This is a genomic window from Nocardiopsis mangrovi (assembly GCF_042653925.1).
Lineage (GTDB): Bacteria > Actinomycetota > Actinomycetes > Streptosporangiales > Streptosporangiaceae > Nocardiopsis_B > Nocardiopsis_B mangrovi.
This window is the reverse complement of record NZ_JBHSFQ010000020.1, coordinates 101087-119583: the sequence shown is the minus strand read 5'-3', so window position 1 is coordinate 119583 and position 18497 is coordinate 101087. Positions and strand designations below refer to the sequence as shown.

At 70.7% G+C, this 18497-nt stretch carries 16 protein-coding genes, 1 tRNA gene, 1 rRNA gene and 1 riboswitch; of the genes, 10 read left to right on the top strand and 8 right to left on the bottom strand.

Translation table 11 applies throughout. The features are described 5' to 3' along the window. Window positions 1–4: 4 nt before the first annotated feature. A 5S ribosomal RNA gene (gene rrf, locus ACFO4E_RS19775) occupies window positions 5–120 on the top strand. A gap of 155 nt (window positions 121–275) precedes the next feature. Here the strand turns inward: rrf and ACFO4E_RS19770 are convergent. Then, window positions 276–1088, bottom strand: a complete 813-nt coding sequence (locus tag ACFO4E_RS19770) for an SDR family oxidoreductase (protein ID WP_378576924.1) — start codon at window positions 1086–1088, stop codon at window positions 276–278. A gap of 173 nt (window positions 1089–1261) precedes the next feature. Here ACFO4E_RS19770 and ACFO4E_RS19765 point away from each other — a divergent pair, with 173 nt between their 5' ends. Beyond that, entirely contained in the window at window positions 1262–2368 is a 1107-nt protein-coding gene (locus tag ACFO4E_RS19765) for a winged helix DNA-binding domain-containing protein (protein ID WP_378576923.1), read from the top strand. Window positions 2369–2788: 420 nt separating this feature from the next. On the opposite strand, the gene ACFO4E_RS19760 is transcribed toward ACFO4E_RS19765, so the two are convergent. Next, the gene (locus tag ACFO4E_RS19760) at window positions 2789–3097 is read right to left on the bottom strand and encodes a hypothetical protein (protein ID WP_378576921.1); all 309 of its coding nucleotides are present in this window, start codon (window positions 3095–3097) and stop codon (window positions 2789–2791) included. A 329-nt stretch (window positions 3098–3426) separates the two neighbouring features. Beyond that, window positions 3427–3493, top strand: a riboswitch (guanidine-III (ykkC-III) riboswitch). Between the two features lie 19 nt (window positions 3494–3512). Between ACFO4E_RS19760 and ACFO4E_RS19755 the strand changes: the two genes are divergently transcribed. Both ACFO4E_RS19755 and ACFO4E_RS19750 read left to right on the top strand, forming a co-directional pair. Continuing rightward, on the top strand, window positions 3513–3827 hold the full coding sequence (locus ACFO4E_RS19755; RefSeq protein WP_378576919.1) for a DMT family transporter: 315 nt from the start codon (window positions 3513–3515) through the stop codon (window positions 3825–3827). A 304-nt stretch (window positions 3828–4131) separates the two neighbouring features. Further along, window positions 4132–4965, top strand: coding sequence for a helix-turn-helix domain-containing protein (locus tag ACFO4E_RS19750; RefSeq protein WP_378576917.1), 834 nt, complete (start codon window positions 4132–4134; stop codon window positions 4963–4965). 108 nt (window positions 4966–5073) lie between these two features. Here the strand turns inward: ACFO4E_RS19750 and ftsH are convergent, their stop codons facing one another. After that, window positions 5074–7221 carry an ATP-dependent zinc metalloprotease FtsH gene (gene ftsH, locus ACFO4E_RS19745; RefSeq protein ID WP_378576915.1) on the bottom strand — a complete coding sequence of 716 codons (2148 nt, stop codon included), beginning with the start codon at window positions 7219–7221 and terminating at the stop codon, window positions 5074–5076. A gap of 345 nt (window positions 7222–7566) precedes the next feature. Here ftsH and ACFO4E_RS19740 point away from each other — a divergent pair, with 345 nt between their 5' ends. Both ACFO4E_RS19740 and ACFO4E_RS19735 read left to right on the top strand, forming a co-directional pair. Then, window positions 7567–7686: a DLW-39 family protein gene (locus tag ACFO4E_RS19740; protein ID WP_217783044.1), complete on the top strand. Its 120-nt coding sequence runs from the start codon at window positions 7567–7569 to the stop codon at window positions 7684–7686. Between the two features lie 212 nt (window positions 7687–7898). After that, window positions 7899–7971 (top strand) — tRNA-Ala (locus ACFO4E_RS19735). Window positions 7972–8158: 187 nt separating this feature from the next. Here the strand turns inward: ACFO4E_RS19735 and ACFO4E_RS19730 are convergent. Then, a complete protein-coding gene (locus ACFO4E_RS19730) occupies window positions 8159–9463 on the bottom strand; it encodes an epoxide hydrolase family protein (RefSeq protein ID WP_378576913.1) in 1305 nt (434 codons plus the stop codon). 410 nt (window positions 9464–9873) lie between these two features. Here ACFO4E_RS19730 and ACFO4E_RS19725 point away from each other — a divergent pair, with 410 nt between their 5' ends. After that, window positions 9874–11319 carry an HNH endonuclease gene (locus tag ACFO4E_RS19725; protein WP_378576911.1) on the top strand — a complete coding sequence of 482 codons (1446 nt, stop codon included), beginning with the start codon at window positions 9874–9876 and terminating at the stop codon, window positions 11317–11319. Window positions 11320–12066: 747 nt separating this feature from the next. On the opposite strand, the gene ACFO4E_RS19720 is transcribed toward ACFO4E_RS19725, so the two are convergent. Beyond that, on the bottom strand, window positions 12067–12852 hold the full coding sequence (locus ACFO4E_RS19720; RefSeq protein WP_378576909.1) for a hypothetical protein: 786 nt from the start codon (window positions 12850–12852) through the stop codon (window positions 12067–12069). A 258-nt stretch (window positions 12853–13110) separates the two neighbouring features. Here ACFO4E_RS19720 and ACFO4E_RS19715 point away from each other — a divergent pair, with 258 nt between their 5' ends. Beyond that, the gene (locus tag ACFO4E_RS19715) at window positions 13111–13749 is read left to right on the top strand and encodes a DUF1707 and DUF4870 domain-containing protein (RefSeq protein ID WP_378576907.1); all 639 of its coding nucleotides are present in this window, start codon (window positions 13111–13113) and stop codon (window positions 13747–13749) included. 47 nt (window positions 13750–13796) lie between these two features. Here the strand turns inward: ACFO4E_RS19715 and ACFO4E_RS19710 are convergent, their stop codons facing one another. Further along, window positions 13797–14399: a hypothetical protein gene (locus tag ACFO4E_RS19710; RefSeq protein WP_378576905.1), complete on the bottom strand. Its 603-nt coding sequence runs from the start codon at window positions 14397–14399 to the stop codon at window positions 13797–13799. Between the two features lie 261 nt (window positions 14400–14660). Here ACFO4E_RS19710 and ACFO4E_RS19705 point away from each other — a divergent pair, with 261 nt between their 5' ends. After that, window positions 14661–15188 (top strand): peptidylprolyl isomerase, encoded by a 528-nt coding sequence (locus ACFO4E_RS19705; protein WP_378576903.1) that lies wholly within the window; start codon window positions 14661–14663, stop codon window positions 15186–15188. A gap of 9 nt (window positions 15189–15197) precedes the next feature. Beyond that, window positions 15198–16070, top strand: a complete 873-nt coding sequence (locus ACFO4E_RS19700) for a rhomboid family intramembrane serine protease (protein WP_378576901.1) — start codon at window positions 15198–15200, stop codon at window positions 16068–16070. Between the two features lie 170 nt (window positions 16071–16240). Here ACFO4E_RS19700 and ACFO4E_RS19695 read toward each other — a convergent pair whose 3' ends face one another. After that, window positions 16241–16495 (bottom strand): cell division protein CrgA, encoded by a 255-nt coding sequence (locus ACFO4E_RS19695; protein WP_378538547.1) that lies wholly within the window; start codon window positions 16493–16495, stop codon window positions 16241–16243. Window positions 16496–16668: 173 nt separating this feature from the next. Continuing rightward, window positions 16669–18456, bottom strand: a complete 1788-nt coding sequence (pknB, locus tag ACFO4E_RS19690) for a Stk1 family PASTA domain-containing Ser/Thr kinase (protein ID WP_378576899.1) — start codon at window positions 18454–18456, stop codon at window positions 16669–16671. Window positions 18457–18497: the final 41 nt, after the last annotated feature.

Here is an 18497-nt window from a genome sequence, read left to right as displayed (position 1 = left end):
GGGTTACGGCGGTTATGGCGGGAGGGAAACACCCGGTCTCATTCCGAACCCGGTCGTTAAGCCTCTTTGCGCCGATGGTACTGCCCTGTGGTGGGGTGGGAGAGTAGGTGGCCGCCGGACATTTTTTGGTGGGGGTGGGAGCTTCGGTTCCTGCCCCCACCTTTTTTTGTGGGTTTTTTCGCGACCCATTGTGAACAAGTGAAACATGAATGCGCGAACGATCCACGACCGGCGTACTACCCCACTCCACATCACCACCGCTGAACGGCCTCGCGTCACGCCAGTGACCACTCCCGCGGCATATCGGCCTCTCTCCTGCGGAACTCGTCCTCAAGGAACTCCTCCCACGTGCGATTCCCTTCGCGGTGCTCCGATGTGAGGTTGGCTCCGGATCTGAAGCCCGAGGCGATCTGCCCGGGTAGGGGAACCCGCACGACGACGGGGTCGATCTCCCTCGCGATGAAGTACGCGTCGGCCAGACTCTCCAGGGTGCGCACCTGTGGCCCGCCGATCTCCTGGTCGCGCTCGGACGATGACGGTCCCTCCAGGGCGATGTCGACCAGGCGCTCGGCCACCTCGTCGGCCGCGATCGGCTGTGCCCAGAAACCTGTCGGCAGAGGAACGACCGGGAGCCGGGTCAGCCGGTCGAGCATCCGCGCGAGCAGTTCGTGGAACTGTGTCGCCCGCAGGACCGTGCGTTCGAGCCCGGACTCCGCCAGCAACTCCTCGGCGGCCACCTTGCCCCGGTAGTACGGGAGCGGAATGTGGTCCATCCCGACGATGGACACCTGAACGATGTGCCGGACCCCGGTGCGCGCCGCCGCCGAGATGAGGTTCGCCATCGACGTCACCTCGGCGGAGGGAGACCCCGGGCAGTGCGCGCAATGTACGACCGTGCCCACCCCGTCGAGTGCGAGGTCGAGTCCGTCGCCCGTGTTGAGGTCACCGGTGCACCAAGTGGCCCGTTCCGGCCACGCCGGTGCCGCTCGCCGGCTGAGGATGCGCGGCTCGCTCCCCCGGTCGGCCAGCCGTCGTGCGACGTGCCCGCCGAGGGTGCCCGTACCGCCCGTGACCAGTATCGAACTCATCGTCGGCCCCCGCCTTCACTCGCCATCCGGGTCGCTGTCCCCGGAGCCCCCTAACCCCGCGGGCACCGCCCATGTGTGAAGGGAAGCGCGACATTCGAATCCGACGTGTCGTGCGGGCCTGGCAGTCTGGTCGGCACGCCGACTTGTCGGCATGGAGACGAAAGGATCTGTCGATGCCCGCAGCCCTGACTTCCGCTCGACTCCGGCTCGCCCGTATGCACGCCCAGCTCCTCGCCGGCCCGCCCGCGGCCGGTGTGGTCGGGGCGGTCCGAGGGGCGGCCGCTCTTCAAGCCCAGGACATGAAGGCGTCGAAACTCGGGGTGCGGGCACGCACCTCGGGCCTGGCCCTGGCGGACGTGCGCCGCGCGGTGACCGAGGAGCGCTCCGTGATCCGGACCTGGGCCATGCGCGGCACCCTGCACATGATCCCCACCGCCGACGCCGGTTGGATCGTCGACCTCTTCGGCCCGGTCGTCCTGCCCCGGTTCCGGCGGCGCCGGATCGACCTCGGCCTCGACGACGACCTGTGCGATCGCGCGGTCGACGCGCTCCCCGACCTCTTCGCCTCCGGCCGGCCGCGGACCCGGGCCGAGATCGTGGCCGGGCTCCGCGAGTCCGGTGTAGCGGTGCCCGCCAACGGGCAGGCGCCGTTCCACCTCCTCCTCTTCGCCGCCCTGCGCGGGGTCGTGTGCCGAGGCCCCGACACGGACAACGGGAACCCCACCTATGTGCTCCTGCGCGACTGGGCGGGGGCGTGGGAACCGCGCGACACCGACGCCGCGCTGGCGAAGCTGGTCCGCAGGCACGTGTCCGGCTACGGTCCGGTGTGCCCCGAGGACTTCGCCGCGTGGTCGGGGCTGCCGGCGCGGCACGTGCGGCGCGCGTGGGAGCTGGTGTCGCCCACTCTCGCGGAGGTGGCCACCGAGTCCGGGAGCGCGTGGGCGCTGCGGGAGTTGGCCGACGTGTTCCCCGCCCCCAGGCCGCGACCCGCCGTCCGCCTGCTCGGCCCGTACGACGGCTACCTGCTCGGCTACAAGGAGCGCGCGTGGGCGCTGCCCGCCCATTCCGTGCGCCGCATCCTGCCGGGCGGAGGAGCGATCCACCCGGCGGTGCTGGTCGATGGCGAGGTGGTCGCGCGGTGGCGGTGGCGGGGCGACGGCGTCTTCATCGAACCGTTCGCGCCGCTGTCCGAGGATACGATGGCCGGCATCGCCGCGGAGGTCGAGGATGTCGGCCGGTTCCTCGGAATTCGGGCGACCATGGACGTCGCCGTGGGATAGCCTCCGACCAACGGCCACGGCCGTGAGGAGCGCGCAGGCAGCGTCGTCGGCGCACGGGTGTCCCCCGGGCGCCGACCGCGGAGGCGCAAGGGTCCCGCGGCCGCGGCTGCCGTGCTCGCGGCCGTACTGGATCCGGGCACCCCGATCAGGAGGGAGCCGGGCGGTATGCATCGACGCGGGGCACGCCCCCGCGTCCGCGCCGGGTGCTGCGGCGGGTGCGGCTATTCGTCGTCGGAGTCGACCCCCGGATTGTCCATGAGCTGACGCACCAGCGCCATGAACTCTTCGTCGCTCATCGTCGCCCAGTCCACACGCTCGTTCATGCTGAGCGGTTTCCCCAGCTTCAAGATCAATAAGCCTGAAAAGGACGCATCCGGCGGAGAATTCTAAGTAAATGCTGTGCGTCGCGAAGTGGCGGGCTCAGATGCGGCGGTTCACCGCGGCCCGGCACTGCGGGCAGCGGCAGCGCTTGTTGTAGCCGGTGACCGTCCCGTGCGGGATTTTCGGGTCGCGCTCGGCGGTCAGCGTGGCGTCCAGTTGGTCCCCGAACGGCTTGAGGATCCGGGCGGTCGAGAACACGCGTTGCGGGCTGACACCGAGGTCGCGAGCCGCCTCATCGATGTGGTGCCCCATGCGGAGCTTTGCGATCAGCCGCGAGCGCGTCGATGCCGGAAGTTCCTCCTCGGCGTTGGCGATCAGCCGCTCGGTGTCGTCCATGGGTTGGCTCATTGAGTTCCTAGCGTGTTCGGGGTGCGGTCCCCCGTTCATCCATCCTGCATCGTACGCGCTTTCGCACCTCGGGGCTCGGTCGGCAGGCGGGGGCGGCACGCGCGGTGCCGGGCCGGGCCATTGGGGCGCGTGGTCGTCCCGGGGCCATGGTGGTCCCCGCCGGTTCCCGTCCCGTCCCGCCCTCCGTGCCCGTGTTCGAGTGTCCGGTCCCCGGCGCCTTCCCGTGGTTTCGGTCGCTCGGCCGCTTCGGCGCTCTCAGCGGCGGCGATGGTGCGTGATCTCACCACGTCCCACGTGGCGATCAGCGGCCGGGTTGCTACCTTGGGTGTGGGACCGGTCGGTTCTGACCGCCCCCGGACGAGGTGCGCCGTACCCGGAACGCAAAGACGGCGCGGATTCGATTCGGAGGGCGATTATGGCATGGGTTCTGCTGGTGGTCTCCGGTCTCCTGGAGACCGCCTGGGCGACCGCTCTGTCCAAGACCGAGGGTTTCACGCGACTGTGGCCGTCACTCATCTTCATCGTCACCCTGGTGCTCAGCATGATCGGGCTGGCCTTGGCGCTGCGGAGCATCCCTGTGGGGACCGGGTACGCGATCTGGGTGGGCATCGGGGCCGTCGGCACCGCCATCGTGGGCATGACCTGGCTGGGTGAAGGCGTCAGCATCGCGAAGATCTTCTGTTTGCTGTTGCTGGTCAGCGGTATCGTCGGGCTCAAGCTTCTGCACTAGGGCGCCGGCCCCGCGGACGCGGGGATTCGGTCGGTCGGTGGGTCTTGATCCGGACCGCCGCCATTGGGGTCCGTGGGGAATGTCGGCCGACCCCGCTCCGGTGTCCGGAGCGGCGGGCCGCCCCACCGGCCCCACCGGTGTTCTCCGGTCACGACGGCAACGCCGCGAGGGCGTATTCGGTCCCGCGGCGGGGAGAAAATCCCGGATCCGGCGGCCAATTTCTAGAAACGCATTGCTAGAGGGTAGGGCGAGTGCTTCTCTAGTGCCACAGTCCCAGTACTCAGCGTGTACGGAACCGAACGCCATGACGAGCCCCACAGTTCGCCGTCGCCGCCTTTCAGCCGAATTGCGCCGACGGCGCGTCCAAGCCGGAATGACCCTCAGTGATGTTGCAGATGTGCTCGAATGGTCCCCTGCGAAACTCGGGCACATCGAGACCGGTATTCGCAAGTGGCCCTCGGTCATGGAGGTCTCCGCCCTGCTCAAGTTGTACGGAGTCACCGGAGGACAGCGCGAGGCCATCCTCACGCTGGTCCGCGAATCGCGCCTGCGGCCTTGGTGGACCGAGTACGAGGACGTCCTGTCCTCGGCCTACGTCGGCAACGAGGCCGGCGCCGTCGCCATCGACACCTATGCCGGCATGCTGGTCCCCGACCTCCTGCAGGTCCCCGAGTACACGGCCCGGCTCGCCCGCTCCCAAGGCCACGACGAACGCGGCGTCGAACGGATGGTCGCGGCCTTCCTCAAGCGCCAGGAGGTCCTCGATCGCGACAACCTGGAGCGCTACCACGCCGTCATCGAGGAGGACGCCCTGCACCGGGTGGGCTCCGACCCGTCGCTGCTGCACGCGCAGCTGCGCCGGCTGATCGAGCTGGGGACGTCGCACGACCGCGTCGTCATCCGGCTGGTGCCCACTTCGGCCGGGCTGCACGCCGGGACCGCGGGGCCGTTCACCGTGCTGGAGTTCGATGAGGACGAGGCGTCCCTGGCGTTCGTCGACGCCACGCACGGAGGCGGGATCGTGGAGTCCGAGGACGGGGTCGCGGCCTGCCAGGAGGTGTGGCGCCGCCTCATCGCGATCGCCGGGACCCCGAAGACCACGCTCACCACGCTCAAACGGCTCTCCCTTCTGACATGACCCGCCGTCCCGGCCCGCCGCCCCCGATCCGCCGCTCGCTCCCGACCCGGTGACGCGACCGTCGCGGCGGCCGCCGCGGCCGTGTCCGGTCCGCCGGGCTCCGGGCACCTACCCTCCGGGTGCGCTTCCTTCGGGCCCGCCCTGCCCCGGTTCACGCGTCTCCGGCCCCTCCGCCTCCGGCTCGGTCCGCCCCGGGCCGTCCGCCTCCGGCTCGTCCTGTCCCGGCTCGCCCTGCCCCGGCTCGCGGGGCGGGGCGAGGCCCGCGGCCTCGTAGGCGGCGCGCTCGTCCAGCGTCTCGTTCTCCAGCAGCGCGTGGGCGATGGCGTCGAGCCGCTCCCGGTTGGCCGTCAGCAGGTCGCACGCCTCCTGATAGCACTCGTCGACGATCCGCCGCACCTCGGCGTCGACCGTGTCGAGCGTCGCGGGGGCGAACCGCTGCCCGGGTGCCTCCTGCCCGGGCCCGGGCAGCACCGTCATGGGGCCGACGGCCTCCGACATCCCCCACCGCCCGACCATCTGCCGCGCGACCGCGGTGGCGTTCTCCAGGTCGCTTTCGGCGCCCGTGGAGACCACGCCGTAGACGACCCGCTCGGCGGCCATGCCGCCGAGGGCGCCGATGATGCGGCCGCGCAGGTACGGCTCGTCGTAGCCGTAGCGGTCGTCATCGGGGCTGGAGATCGTGGTGCCGAGCGCCCTCCCCCGCGGGATGATCGAGATCTTGCGCACCGGGTCGGCGCCGTGCTGCACCATCCCGAGCAGTGCGTGGCCGGACTCGTGGAACGCGGTGCGCGTGCGCTCCCTCTTCGGCATGACCACCGAACGCGCGACGCCGAGCTGGACCTTCTCCAGGGCGTCGGTGAAATCGCGGTAGGTCACCGCGGTGTGCCCGCGCTTGGCCGCGAGGAGGGCGCCCTCGTTGGTCAGGTTCGCGAGGTCGGCGCCGGTCATGCCCGGGGTGCTGCGCGCCAGCCGGGCGAGGTCGGCGTCCTCGGCCAGGGGCATGGCGCGGGTGTGCAGGGTGAGGATCGCGCGGCGCCCGGCGGTGTCGGGCGGGTTGATGGTGACCCTGCGGTCGAACCGGCCGGGGCGCAGCAGAGCGGGGTCGAGGACATCCGGCCGGTTGGTCGCGGCGACCACCACGACTCCCTCGGTGCCGGTGAACCCGTCCATCTCCGTCAGGATCTGGTTGAGGGTCTGCTCGCGCTCGTCGTTTCCGCCGAGCGACTGGCCGCCGCGCGTGCGGCCGATCGTGTCGATCTCGTCGATGAAGATGATCGCGGGAGCGACCTTGCGGGCCTCGCCGAACAGGTCGCGGATGCGGCTCGCGCCGACGCCCACGATCATCTCGATGAACTCCGATGCGCTGGCGGAGAAGAAGGGCGCCTTCGCCTCGCCCGCCAGGGCCCGCGCGAGCAGCGTCTTGCCGGTGCCGGGCTGACCGGTGAGCAGCACGCCCTTGGGCAGCTTGGCGCCCAGGCGCCGGTACTTGTCGGGGTCGCGCAGGTAGTCGACGACCTCCACGAGTTCATCCTCGACCTCGTCGATGCCGGCGACGTCGTCGAAGGTCACCCGGATGGTCGTGCTGTCGATGGGGGTGGAGGCGGGGCTCTTCCCGAGGCCGCCGACGCCGCCCATGCCCCCTCCCATGCCGCTCATGAGGCTGCGGCCCCTGCGCAGCAGCCAGAACCAGAAGAAGCCGAAGGCCAGGACCGGCAGGATCGCCCAGAACAGGTTGGACCAGACCCCGCGCCGCTGGTCGACCGGCTCCGCCCGGACGACGACCCCCTTGTCGACCAGCGCGCGGTAGATGTCGTCGTCGGCGAAGACGGGGCGCTCGGTGGTGAACTCCGTGTAGGTCTCGTCGCGCTGGTCCGGTACGGGCCGCGCTGCCTTGAGCCGTCCCTCGATCGTCTCCCCGCTGCTGTAGACGTCCCTGACGTTGCCCTCGGCGACCTCGCGGCTGAACGTCGTGTACGGGATGGACCGCACCTTGTGCTGGAGGTCCGCGACCCAGGTCACCACGAAGAAGGCGAGGTAGAGGACGGCCAGGGTGATGATGAATCGGCGCCAGTCGGGCCGCTTGGGGGTATCGTCCTTCCCGGAAGGGACCCCCTCCGTACGCCAGGGGTCCGGCGACCGCTCGTCGCGGCCCCGGCCGTCCCGGCCGCCGCCCTCCCGGTCGCGTTCGCGGCCGGGCTCGCGGTCGCGGCCGTCCGGTTCGCGCCGGCCGGGTGCGGGTTTCTCGTCGTCGGCCATCGTCACCCTCCGTGTGCCGCGCTGGGCTCACGGTAATTCCGCATGGCACCCTGCCGTGGGAGAACACGCGTGGAGAGGGGGCAAGGGCCCGGCCCGGTGGAAGGCGGACGCCGGGAACCGCCGGGCCGCGTCGGGAAACACGGACATCGGGCAGGATTGCCGCGACGGGTTGCTAGTCTGCTGGGAGACAACCCCATAAAGTTCTCTACTGACGCCTTCCGATCGGGGGCGTGCGGCGGCCATCGGCCGTCAGCGCAATCGGGGTTCTCCCGGCCGCCGAAGCAGCGTCGGCGTCTATTCCGATTCGATTCATCCTTATCCATGATCTAAGAAGGGGTCCACACCGTGAAGAAGATCATCGTCCTGGTGCTGGTTGCCCTCGGGGCATTCGCCGTCTATCGCAAGATCCAGGCCGACCGCGCCGAGCTCGACCTGTGGACGGAAGCCACGGCCGGCGACAACTAGGTTCAACCAGGTTCCACCGGGCCGACCAGCCACGGCACGTCCGACGTGTCGGTGGCTGCCGTCGTGTGTGCCAGAAGACGTGGGCGATCTCGTTCGTCCCCTGCCGCGCCCACGCTTCTGGGACATCCCCTCCCGGCCGCGCCACCCCCGCCCCACTCCCCGCCGACCGGCGCACCACCGCCCGCCGGGACGGTATGCTCTCCTTGATCATTGGGGCCATAGCTCAGATGGCAGAGCGCCGGTTTTGCATACCGGAGGTCAGGGGTTCGACTCCCCTTGGCTCCACCGAAGAGAACAGCAGACCAGGCGGTACGACGGGGGCTCCTCACGGGGTCCCCGTTCTTCGTCTCCGGGGTGCGGGCCGCATCGGGACCGGGCGGGGTGTGATCCGGGGCAGTCGGCGAGCAGGCGGTCCCGGCGGACGGGCGGTCCCGGGGGCTGAGGGGGCGTCCGTCGCCGTACCGCCGGCCGCCTACAGCTTGCGGAAGAAGGCGCGGATGTCGTCGACCAGTGCTCCGGGTGCCTCCATGGAGAGGAAGTGGCCGCCCGCGCCGAGGTCGGTCCAGTGCACGATGGTGTGGTCGCGCTCCGCCCAGCGGCGGACGGTCACGTCGTGGGCGGACACGAGGACGCCGGTCGGCACCGTTCCGCGCTGGTGTGCGGCCCACGCGTCCCCGCCGCCGTCGTAGCCGCCGTTGCCGTCGCCCGCGTGGTCCCCGCTCCGGTCGTACTCGTCGGCCGCGTCATCGTCGGTTCCGATTCCGGCACCGGCGTCGGTTCCGGCACCGGCGTCGGCGTCCTCGGCGGGTGCGCTCCACGTGTTCGCCGACATCTCCTCGTAGTAGATCTGCGCCGCCGATCCGGCCGTGCCGGTGAACCAGTACACGCTGACGTCGGCGAGCATGCGGTCGCGGTCGATGCTGTCCTCGGGGAGCCCGTCCTCCGGGTCGGTGAGTTCCTTGAACTTCTCGACGATCCAGGCGAGTTGCCCCACGGGCGAGTCGTGCAGCCCATAGGCCACCGTCTGGGGCCGTTTGGAGTTGCACTGCAGGTAGCCGTCGTTGAAGTCCTGCATGGCCTGCCAGCGCCGCTGCTCGTCCCCGGTGAGGCCGTCCAGCTCGCCTGCGGCGCCGATCGGGAAGGTGATCAGCGCGTTGACGTGGACGCCGATGACGCGGTCGGGGGCCTGCCGGCCCATTTCGGGGCCGACCCACGAACCCGTGTCGTAGCCCTGCACCCCGTAGCGGCCGTAGCCCAGCCGGGACATGAGGGCCACCAGCAGCCCGCCCATGCGGGCCGCGTTCATGCCCGGCCCCGCCAGCGGCGTCGAGAACCCGAATCCCGGCAGCGACGGGATCACCAGGTGGAACGCGTCGGCGGGATCTCCCCCGTGTGACCGGGGGTCCGCCAGCGGGCCGATGACGTCGAGGAAGTCCACGACCCCGCCCGGCCAGCCGTGCAGCAGCACCAGCGGCGTGGCGCCGGGCTCGGGCGAGCGCACGTGCAGGAAGTGGACGGTCTGACCGTCGACGCGGGTGGTGAACTGCGGGTGCCGGTTGAGCTCGGCCTCGTGCTCCCGCCAGTCGAAGCCGCGGCGCCAGTACTCGGCGAGACCCTTCAGGTACCCGACCGGGACGCCGCGGCTCCACCCGGCGCCCGGCACCTCATCGGGCCAGCGGGTGGCGGCAAGCCGCGCGTGGAGGTCGTCGAGTTGTTCCTGGGGGATGTCGATGCGGAAAGGGCGAACGGCCTGCATGTCCTGGTCTGGAGATGTCATGCGGGCGAGGTTAGGGAGGGACGCGGCCGGATTCCGTCCTCGTTTCTCGTCTCCATGGTCGATCTGCGCCGGTCCGGCTTCGCTGGTCTGCGTTCGTGGATCCGGCTCGTGTGCGCGCGGGCAGCGAGCGCCGGTGGCGGGGACGGGGAGGTGGGAACGTGCGGCGGTCGCGTGGGTGGCCGTTACGACGGGCGGCGACGGCGGGTGGTGGGCCCCGGCCGGTGGTCGCGTGGCATGTCTTCGGGGGTGGGGCGGCGAGGGGCCCGGGTCAGGTCGAGCCAGGGCCGGTCAGGGGCGCGCTCACGATCCCGGTGGGCGCACCCAGGATCGCGCCTGATCAGCAAATACTACAAAAGGAAATCATCTGACGACTCCTTGTATTTAGAACTGGAGTTCGATAAAATCAGGGCATGAGCAACCCCGCCACCACCGCCCTCCGCGAGGGGGCGACACCCGACGATCGGCACCCGCCGGCCGGAGGGTTCATGGCGGACTGGGTGCTCACCCTCGACACCGCATCCATGACCGGCGACGAACAGCTCGATCTCATCGCCCGGGCCGAATTCGCCAAACGGTGGCTGGATGCCTTCCAGCTCGACGCTATGGCGGCCTTCACCCGCACCCGGGCCGAGGAAGCCCCACCCGCCGCGCAGATTTCGGTGGAAGAGGACGCCGCCGCCGAGATCGGCTGCGAACTCGGCATTCCGCCCGGGCTGTCCCGGTCGCGGATCGAGCACGCCAAACGCCTCGGCGAGGACTTCCCCGCCCTGCACCAGGCCCTCGTGCAGGGGCGCATCGACGAATACCGCACCCGGGTCATCACCGAGGCCGTCCCCGAGGACTGGGACACGGCCACCATTGCCGCCTACCAGCAGCGCATCCTCGCGAACATGGGCGACAAATCCGGTGTCCGGCTCAAGAACCTCGCCAAGAAGACCGTCCTCGCCCTCGATCCCGCGCGGGCCGAAGAACGCCGGGCCCGCACCATCGCCCTACGGCAGGTGCGCGTCGACCACGGCGAAGCCGCCCACTCCCCTGGCACCGGATCTGTCAACATCACCGACATCGACGCCACCGACGCTCTCGCCATCCACCAGAGGCTCGGCTCCATCGCCCGCGCCCTGCGGACCGACACCCCCGGCGTCGAGCACATGAACGGTGCCACTCGCGAACTCACCCTCGACCAGCTCCGCGCCGACGTCGCCGTCATGCTCCTCCTGGGCCGCCTTCCCCTCACCTTCGGTATCGAGGAGCCCCCGGAGAACACCGACGGGACCGCAGGAGACCCCGCCGCCGGGGAACACCAGGTGCGGATTCCCGGGGTGGCGGTGCCCGAACCCGTCCCGTTCTCGCCGGTCGGGAAACTGCACGTCATCATCCCCTTGGCGGCGCTGCCGAAGGAGATGGGCGGAAAGGAGGTCCGGGCGTTGGGGGAGATCCCCGGACACGGGCCGATCCTGGCCGATGCCGCCCGGGAACTGGCCAAGGGCGCCACCTCGAAGGCCACCCTCTGGTGCTACACGGTGGTCGACGAGGAAGGCAACCCGGTGGCCGACGGCACGACCGCCTACCGCCCGCCACCCAGGCTCCGGTCCCACATCGACTCCCGGGACCGCACCTGCCGGTTCCCTCACTGCAACCGGCCCGCCGTCGAGTGCGACGCCGACCACACCACCCCTCACCACCGCGGTGGTCCGACGAGCCCGGCCAACCTGGCCGCATTGTGTCGCCGCCACCACCGGCTCAAGCAGGCCCGGGGCTGGTCACTCGCCCAGCCGTCTCCTGGAACCCTGGTGTGGCGCACCCCCCACAACCGCACCCACACCACCGTCCCCGACCCCTACCCCGATGGATGAGCGGGATCGAGGACACGGAAAGCCGAAGACCGAAGCGCCGGGGTGAGAACCCGCAGAAGATCCCCGGACCGAAGGCCTCGGACCCCCCAGCAGACACCGCCCGCAGACACGAACCCGCCAGACCGCCACCCCTGCGCGAACCGACGAGGGTGGGGACAGTGGAGTGAGAGGGAAGAGGCGTGAGTGGGAGCCGAGGCCGCCTCCCCCTCACCGGCCAGGCGCGCAGGAACCTTCCCGGACGGACGGCGATCCCGGGGCACCCCCACCACCCGGCCTCCACCCCCACCACCTTCTGGCACCCGGCCCCGCCGCGAGCCCTCATCTCCCACCAGCGCCTGCCGTGCTTGAACCGCCACTCCACGGCCCCCTGAGGTTCGGCGCCCGGCCCTACCCGTCGCCGCCGTCGCTGCCTGCTTGAACGGAACTGCCGATGGCCCCACCTTTCGTGCTCGGCCTCCACGGCTCGGCGCGGTCGCCGCCGATCGGGCCCCCGCCCGATTTCCGGCGGTCGCTGCCGCCGTGAACCGGACGCCCGACGCCGGAAGACGCGCTAACGGTCCCCGACCCTGGCCTCGCCCCGTCGCGCTGTCGCTGCCCGCCTGCGCCTCGGGCCGAACGCATCGGTCACATTCCGAGGGGTTCGAGCTCACGGCCGGGCGACAAAGGACGAGCAGAGACGGGCTTCCGCCGGGGGGACGGGCATCCGCGCTTCCGCATCCGCACAGGCAATGGAAACCGGCCGTGGCCCTAACCGAAGACGTCGGACAGCCACGCCGGGAGGCCGAGGAGAAGGACGCCGAACCCGAACACGACGAAGGACCAGCCGACTATGGCCGCCCCTCGGCTCTGTCGGCGAAGCTCGCGGGTGCCGAGGGTCGACCCGGCGGAGATGGACAGTGTCGGACCGTCCTCCGGGGAACGGCGGGCGCGGATCACGGGTTCGCCCGTGGCACCGTCGACCGTGACCCACCCCATGACGGTGGTGGGCGTGCCCTCCGGCACATGCCATTCGGTGAAGTCGACCTTGCGGACCACCATGCCCGACAGGCGTTCGCGGACCCGGGGGAACCTGGCCTTGATCCGGTCGGTGACCGGGGTACGGCGATCGACGAACGTCTGGGTGTGAAGCTCCTCGTAGGAGGCTCTGGCGGTAGGCCCGTGGGCCATCGCGGAGTCGGGCTCGACGCGTATCCGGTGGTCGCCCTCGACCAGGTCGAATGCCCGCTCAGACGTCTCGGCCTGGGGCAGGTCGATCCCACGGGAGGTGCGCGGACCACGTGGGTGGATCTGCAAGCGCCACCACACCGCGTCCCTTTCGCTCAGCGGCGCCTTGTCCGGGCCGTGTCCGCCGGCCGAAACGGCCGTGCCGTACACCGCGCACCGCTGGACAGAGGTGGAGGCGGAAATGTGGTCGAGGGTAGCGCCCACTCCGCGGACGGTCGCCTCTTCGGCCGCGCTGGCCGTGGACGCCGACCGCCGCCCGTGGACGAGGATCAGGACCCCGAGGACTCCGATGATCAGCAGCATGATCATGAACCGCTCCCGCCTCCCGTCCGGGCACGCTTCATGCCCTGGCTCAGCAGGTGGGACGGCTCCCCGGCCGGTTCCGTTCCCGGCGTCCGCCGCACGGCCGAATCCGGCCGTGCACGAGCGTCGCATACGGTGGATTCCGGGGTCGCCTCAGGGGATTCCCCTATGGAAGGGACGGCGCGCGCGGGCGCATGATGGTGGGTGGCGAAGCACGTCCGTCGCATGTCGTCGCCGACGACGTGACAGTGGCGAGGAGTGAGCGTGGCTGTGCATGAACCGATGACCCCCTCCGGCCCGGAGCGCCGTTGGGGCGCCTCGCCCCGACCGAGCGGGCCCGCTTCGCCCCATCCCCAACTGCGGCTCACCCACGCCGAACGCGACGCCGTCGCCGACCGGCTGCGCGATGCCTACGCCAACGGGCAGCTCGACGAGGACGAACTGGAGGAGCGCCTCGGATTGGCGCTGCGCGCCAAGGTGGGCTCCGAGTTGACCCCGCTGCTGCTCGACCTCCAGCCCGGCCCCGCCGCGGAGCCGGCGCCCCCCGCGGGCGGGGCGGCGCCGGCCGCCGACGGACGGCTCAGCGGGGCCGACCGCCTCATGGCGTTCGCCGGCCACGCGTCGGGCTACTTCTCGTTCGTGGGCCCGCTGGTCATGTTGCTGGCCAGCCGCGACAGCTCGCGGTTCGTGCGCAGGCACGCCATGGAGGCGCTCAACTACCAGATCACGTTCGCCGTCGCATCGGTCGTGCTGCTGGGGCTGTACTGGCTGATCGTCCCCGCTATCGCCTGGGTGCTGATGCTGCTCGGCTGGTGCTTCATGCCGATGGTGGCGGGGCTCATGGCACTGCTCGGCGGGGGCTGGCGCTACCCCTTCACCTGGCGGCCGGTGAAGGGGCGCTAGGCGCGCGCCGTGTTCCTCGTTCCTCGCTGTTCTCTAAGGGGGGACGCTCAGGGGGCCGCGCGGCCGTTGAGGTCGGACGCCGAGCCCTTCGCTCCGGCGGCGGCGGTCGCCTTCGGCTCCTCCGCGCCCGGCTCCGCCTTGGTGTCGGCGGACCGGCTCGCCTTGGCCTTGGCGCTCCTCGCCTTGGCGGCGAGGTTCTCGCGGGTCTCGCGTACCTGCTCGCGCGCCTGGTCCAGGTTCTCCTGCCACTCCGCGTCCTGTGACGCCTGGCGGAGCTTGATCGCGCCGTAGAGGGCGAGGGCGCCGAGGGTGGCGACGCCCGTCAGGACGACGGCACGGGGGACGCGCCGGCGGCCGTACCGCGCGGCGATCAGCCCGCGGCGGGTCCGGCGGGGCTCCACCTTGTGTGCGGCGATGGTCAGCAGGTCGGCCACTCTGGGCGCGACGGTGTCCTCGACGCGGTGGGCGGCCTGCTCCAGGCGGGGTGCGGTCCAGCCGCGCGCCTGCTGGAAGCGGAGCGCCGCGGTCTCCCGCGCCTGGTCGGCGAAGGGCCCTAGCCGTTCGGTCTGCTCTCGTGCGAGCTCCTGGAGGCGGGCGATAGCGGCCTCGGCCTCGAAGTCGCCCTTGCGGCGCTTCAGTGTCTTGGGCACGGTGACCTCCTTTACTGTCGGCTTGGCCAACCCCTGCCCCATTGCGGTGCTCCTATGCGTGCGGGCCGGGTCGCGCGGCTCACAAACCGTGCGTAACCAGTGCGTTATCTCAACATACGTCCTCTTGGCCCCGTCCCGGGCGGTTCGACACACCACGCCGGCGCCCGCCCGTACCACCGTCAAGCGGTAGGAACGCGGCCCCCGCGAACAGAGCGGGGTAACGTGGAGCCCGGTAGACAAGCTCAACGGAAAGGCACCCAGGTGTCCGACGTCAACGGTCAGCCCCGAGCCCGGCTGAACACCTCCAAGGGAACGATCGTCGTCAAGCTGTTCGAGGCGCAGTCGCCGGAGACGGTGGCCAACTTCATCGGCCTGGCCGAGGGCACGAAGCAGTGGGTCGACCCCACCACCGGCCGTCCCAGCAACGCCAAGCTCTACGACGGCACGATCTTCCACCGGGTCATCCCGCGCTTCATGGTCCAGGGCGGCGACCCCCTGGGCAACGGCCGCGGCGGCCCCGGCTACAAGTTCAAGGACGAGGTCGCCAACGGCCTGTCGTTCGACCGCCCCTACCTGCTGGCCATGGCGAACGCCGGCCCGAACACCAACGGGTCGCAGTTCTTCATCACCGTGGACGAGCCCCACTGGCTCAACGGCAAGCACACGATCTTCGGTGAGGTCGTCGAGGGCGTCGACGTCGTGGAGGCCATCTCCGGGGTGGCCACGAACCCGCAGGACCGCCCGCTGGACGACGTCGTCATCGAGTCCGTCGTGATCGAGCGGGCCTAGGACCCCGCCATGAGCGCCTCCCCCTCCCAGCCGGATTCCGGAGCGAAGGCCGTGCCGACCTGCTTCCGGCACCCGGACCGCGAGACCTACGTCCGCTGCAACCGGTGTGAGCGGCCCATCTGCCCCGACTGCATGCGCGACGCCCCCGTGGGGCACCAGTGCGTCCAGTGCGTCGCTGAGGGCCAGAAGAGCGTCCGCCGGCCGCGCACCGTGTTCGGCGGGAGGGTGGCCGACCGCCCCTACGTCACCTGGGTGCTGCTGGGGCTGATCGGCCTCGGCTTCCTCGCGCAGCAGGCCGTTCCCGACGTGACCCTGCAATTCCAGATGTGGGGCGTGGGGGTGATCAACGGCCAGTGGTACCGCCTGCTCACCGCGGCGTTCCTGCACGGCGGGATCGTGCACCTGGCGTTCAACGGGTTCGCGCTATGGGTGGTCGGCCGGCAGCTGGAGGAGTGGCTCGGACACGGCCGTTATCTCGCCCTGTGGGTCCTCGGCGCGCTTGGGGGCTCGGTGCTCACCCTGCTGGTGACGCCCATGCAGCCGTCGGTGGGGGCCTCGGGGGCGATCTTCGGCCTGTTCGCCGCCGTCTTCGTGGTGGGCCGCCGGCTGCGGACGGACACGCGCTACATCCTGGGTCTGCTGGTGGTGAACCTGCTGATCACGTTCGTGGTCCCGCAGATCTCCTGGACCGCGCACGTGGGCGGGCTGCTCACCGGGTTCGCCCTGACGGCGGCCTACGCCTACCTGCCGCGCGGGGGCAACGGGGCGGATCGCCCGGACCTCCGGACGCGCACCCTGGTGCACGCGGCGGCCACGGTCGGCTGCGCGGTGCTGCTCGTGGCGCTGGCGGTGGGAGCGACCGTCTACTGGACCGGCGGCTGAGCGGCCGGCGATCAGCGAGAAGGGGCCGGGGATCGGTTGATCCCCGGCCCCTCACGTTTGACGGGCGCGTCGAACACAGCTACCCACAGACTGTGGATAACTCTGTGGACAGTGTGGTGCCCGGTTGTGGATAACTGGCCAGAAGGGCGCTCTGACCAGGGAAAACGCCGTCAGTGCCAGCGTGTGGACAAGATGACGCAGATGATGATTCCGCCGAACCCGATGGCCAGGTTCCAGTTGCCCAGGTCCTGCATGTAGGGGATGAGCGAGCCCGCGATGTAGTACACCGCGATCCACAAGATGCCCAGCAGGCCGAACGCGATCATCGTCGGCGCCAGCCAGCGCGGACTGACCTTCGGCTTCGCCGCCGACGGCGGAGGCGTGTAGACGGCCTTCTTCTTGCGATCGTTGCGGGATTTGGGCACGGTCGCTGCTCCAAAACGAATCGGCCGGAACTGAGGCGTACTGAGGCGTACTGAGGCGTACTGAGGCGTGACGAGTGCACCAGTCTACGCCTCAGCGGGGGTCCGCGGGACCCGGCCCACCGGAGCGCGGCCGCGGATCCGCGCTCCGGTGTCGGACATCGTGCGGGACGCGCCTACGGATCGCGCGTCATAGCGGGAGGCGGCGGCTGTCCTTCGTCGCCCTCTTCCTCACCGTCGCCCGGGAAGGGGAAATCCGTCGGGAAGTCCGTCGGGAAGCCCGGGCCGGGCGACTCGCTGGGCTGCCCGGGGCGCTCCACGGCCACCGTGGCGACGATCTGGGTGCCGGGGTCGACGCGGGAGTTGGGGCCCTGGTCCTGGCGGATGACCCGGCCGGGCTCCTCGTCGCTCTCCTCCTGCTCGAACCTGACCGACAGCCCGGCGTCGGCCGCCGCGTCGGTGGCCTCCTGCTCGGTCATCCCGACCAGGTCGGGCACGGTGGCCTGGGCGGATCCGGACGACACCACGAGGTTCACCGCGGTGCCGGGATCGGCCGACGTCCCGCCCGCCGGGTCGGTGCGGATCACCTGGCCGGCCGGGTAGGAGTCGGACTCCTCCTCGGTCCGGTCGCCGATCTCGAAGCCGGCGTCGGTGAGGGTCTGGGTGGCCTCGTCGGCGGTCGACCCGATGACGTCGGGGACCTCCTGCGCTTCGGGCCCCTCGGAGATCCGCAGCGTGATCTCATGGTCGGCGGTCGCGCTCCGGCCCCCCGCGGGGTCGGTGTCGATCGCCTCGCCCTCGGGTACCTCGGGATCGGGCTGTCCCTCGGGGGTGACGTTGGTGAATCCGGCGTCCTCCAGGGTCGCCATGGCCTCGTCCTCCGGCATCCCGGCGACCTCCGGGATATCCAGCCGTTCCGCGGGCGACTGGAGGAGGATGAACCCCAGGAACCCGATCGCGGCGAGCACGGCCAGGCCGAGCAGCACCCACAACGCCGTCTTGCCGCCCCTGCGGCGGTCGTCGTAGTCGTCGTAATCGTCGTAGCCGTCCCGGCCGTCCTGGACCGGGGGCAGCGTCGTGGTGGCGCCCGCCGCGGCCATGGCCATGGTGCCGGCCTGCGTGGGCATGCCCTGGAGCCCGCGCAGGAGGTCCTGTCGCATCTCCTCGGAGCTCTGGTACCGGTCTTCGCGGTCCTTGGTCATCGCCCGCAGGACGACACCCTCGAGCCACTGGGGGATCTCGGGGTCGATCTCGGTCGGCGGGACCGGGTCCTCACGCACGTGCTGGTAGGCGATGGAGACCGGGGAGTCGCCGGTGAACGGGGGGCGGCCGGTCAGCAGCTCGTAGAGCACGCAGCCGGTGGAGTAGATGTCGCTGCGCGCGTCGACCCGCTCGCCCCGGGCCTGCTCCGGCGACAGGTACTGGGCGGTGCCGATGACCTGCGAGGTCTGGGTCATCGTGACCTGGTTGTCGTTCATCGCCCGCGCGATGCCGAAGTCCATGACCTTGACCTCGGCCTGGCGGGTCAGCATCACGTTCGCCGGCTTGATGTCGCGGTGCACGATGCCGTTGGTGTGGCTGTACTCCAGCGCGCGCAGGATCCCCTCGGTGATCTCGGCGCAGCGCTCCGGCAGCAGCCGCCGGTCGTCGTCGAGGAGTTCCTTCAGGGTGCGGCCGTCGACGAACTCCATGATGATGAACGGGATGGAGACGCCGTCGAAGGTGTCCTCGCCGGTGTCGTACACCGCGATGATCGAGGGGTGGTTCAGCGACGCGGCGGACTGCGCCTCGCGCCGGAATCTGGCCTGGAAGATGTGGTCACGCGCCATGTCGTGACGGAGCGTCTTGACGGCCACCAACCGGTCGAGGCGGAGGTCGCGAGCGCGGTACACCTCGGCCATGCCGCCACGCCCGATGACGCCTTCGAGCTCGTAGCGGCCGCCGAGTAGCCGTGGCTGAGACATGTCGTGAACTGTTCCTCGTGTTGGCGAGTGGTGAGTGTGCT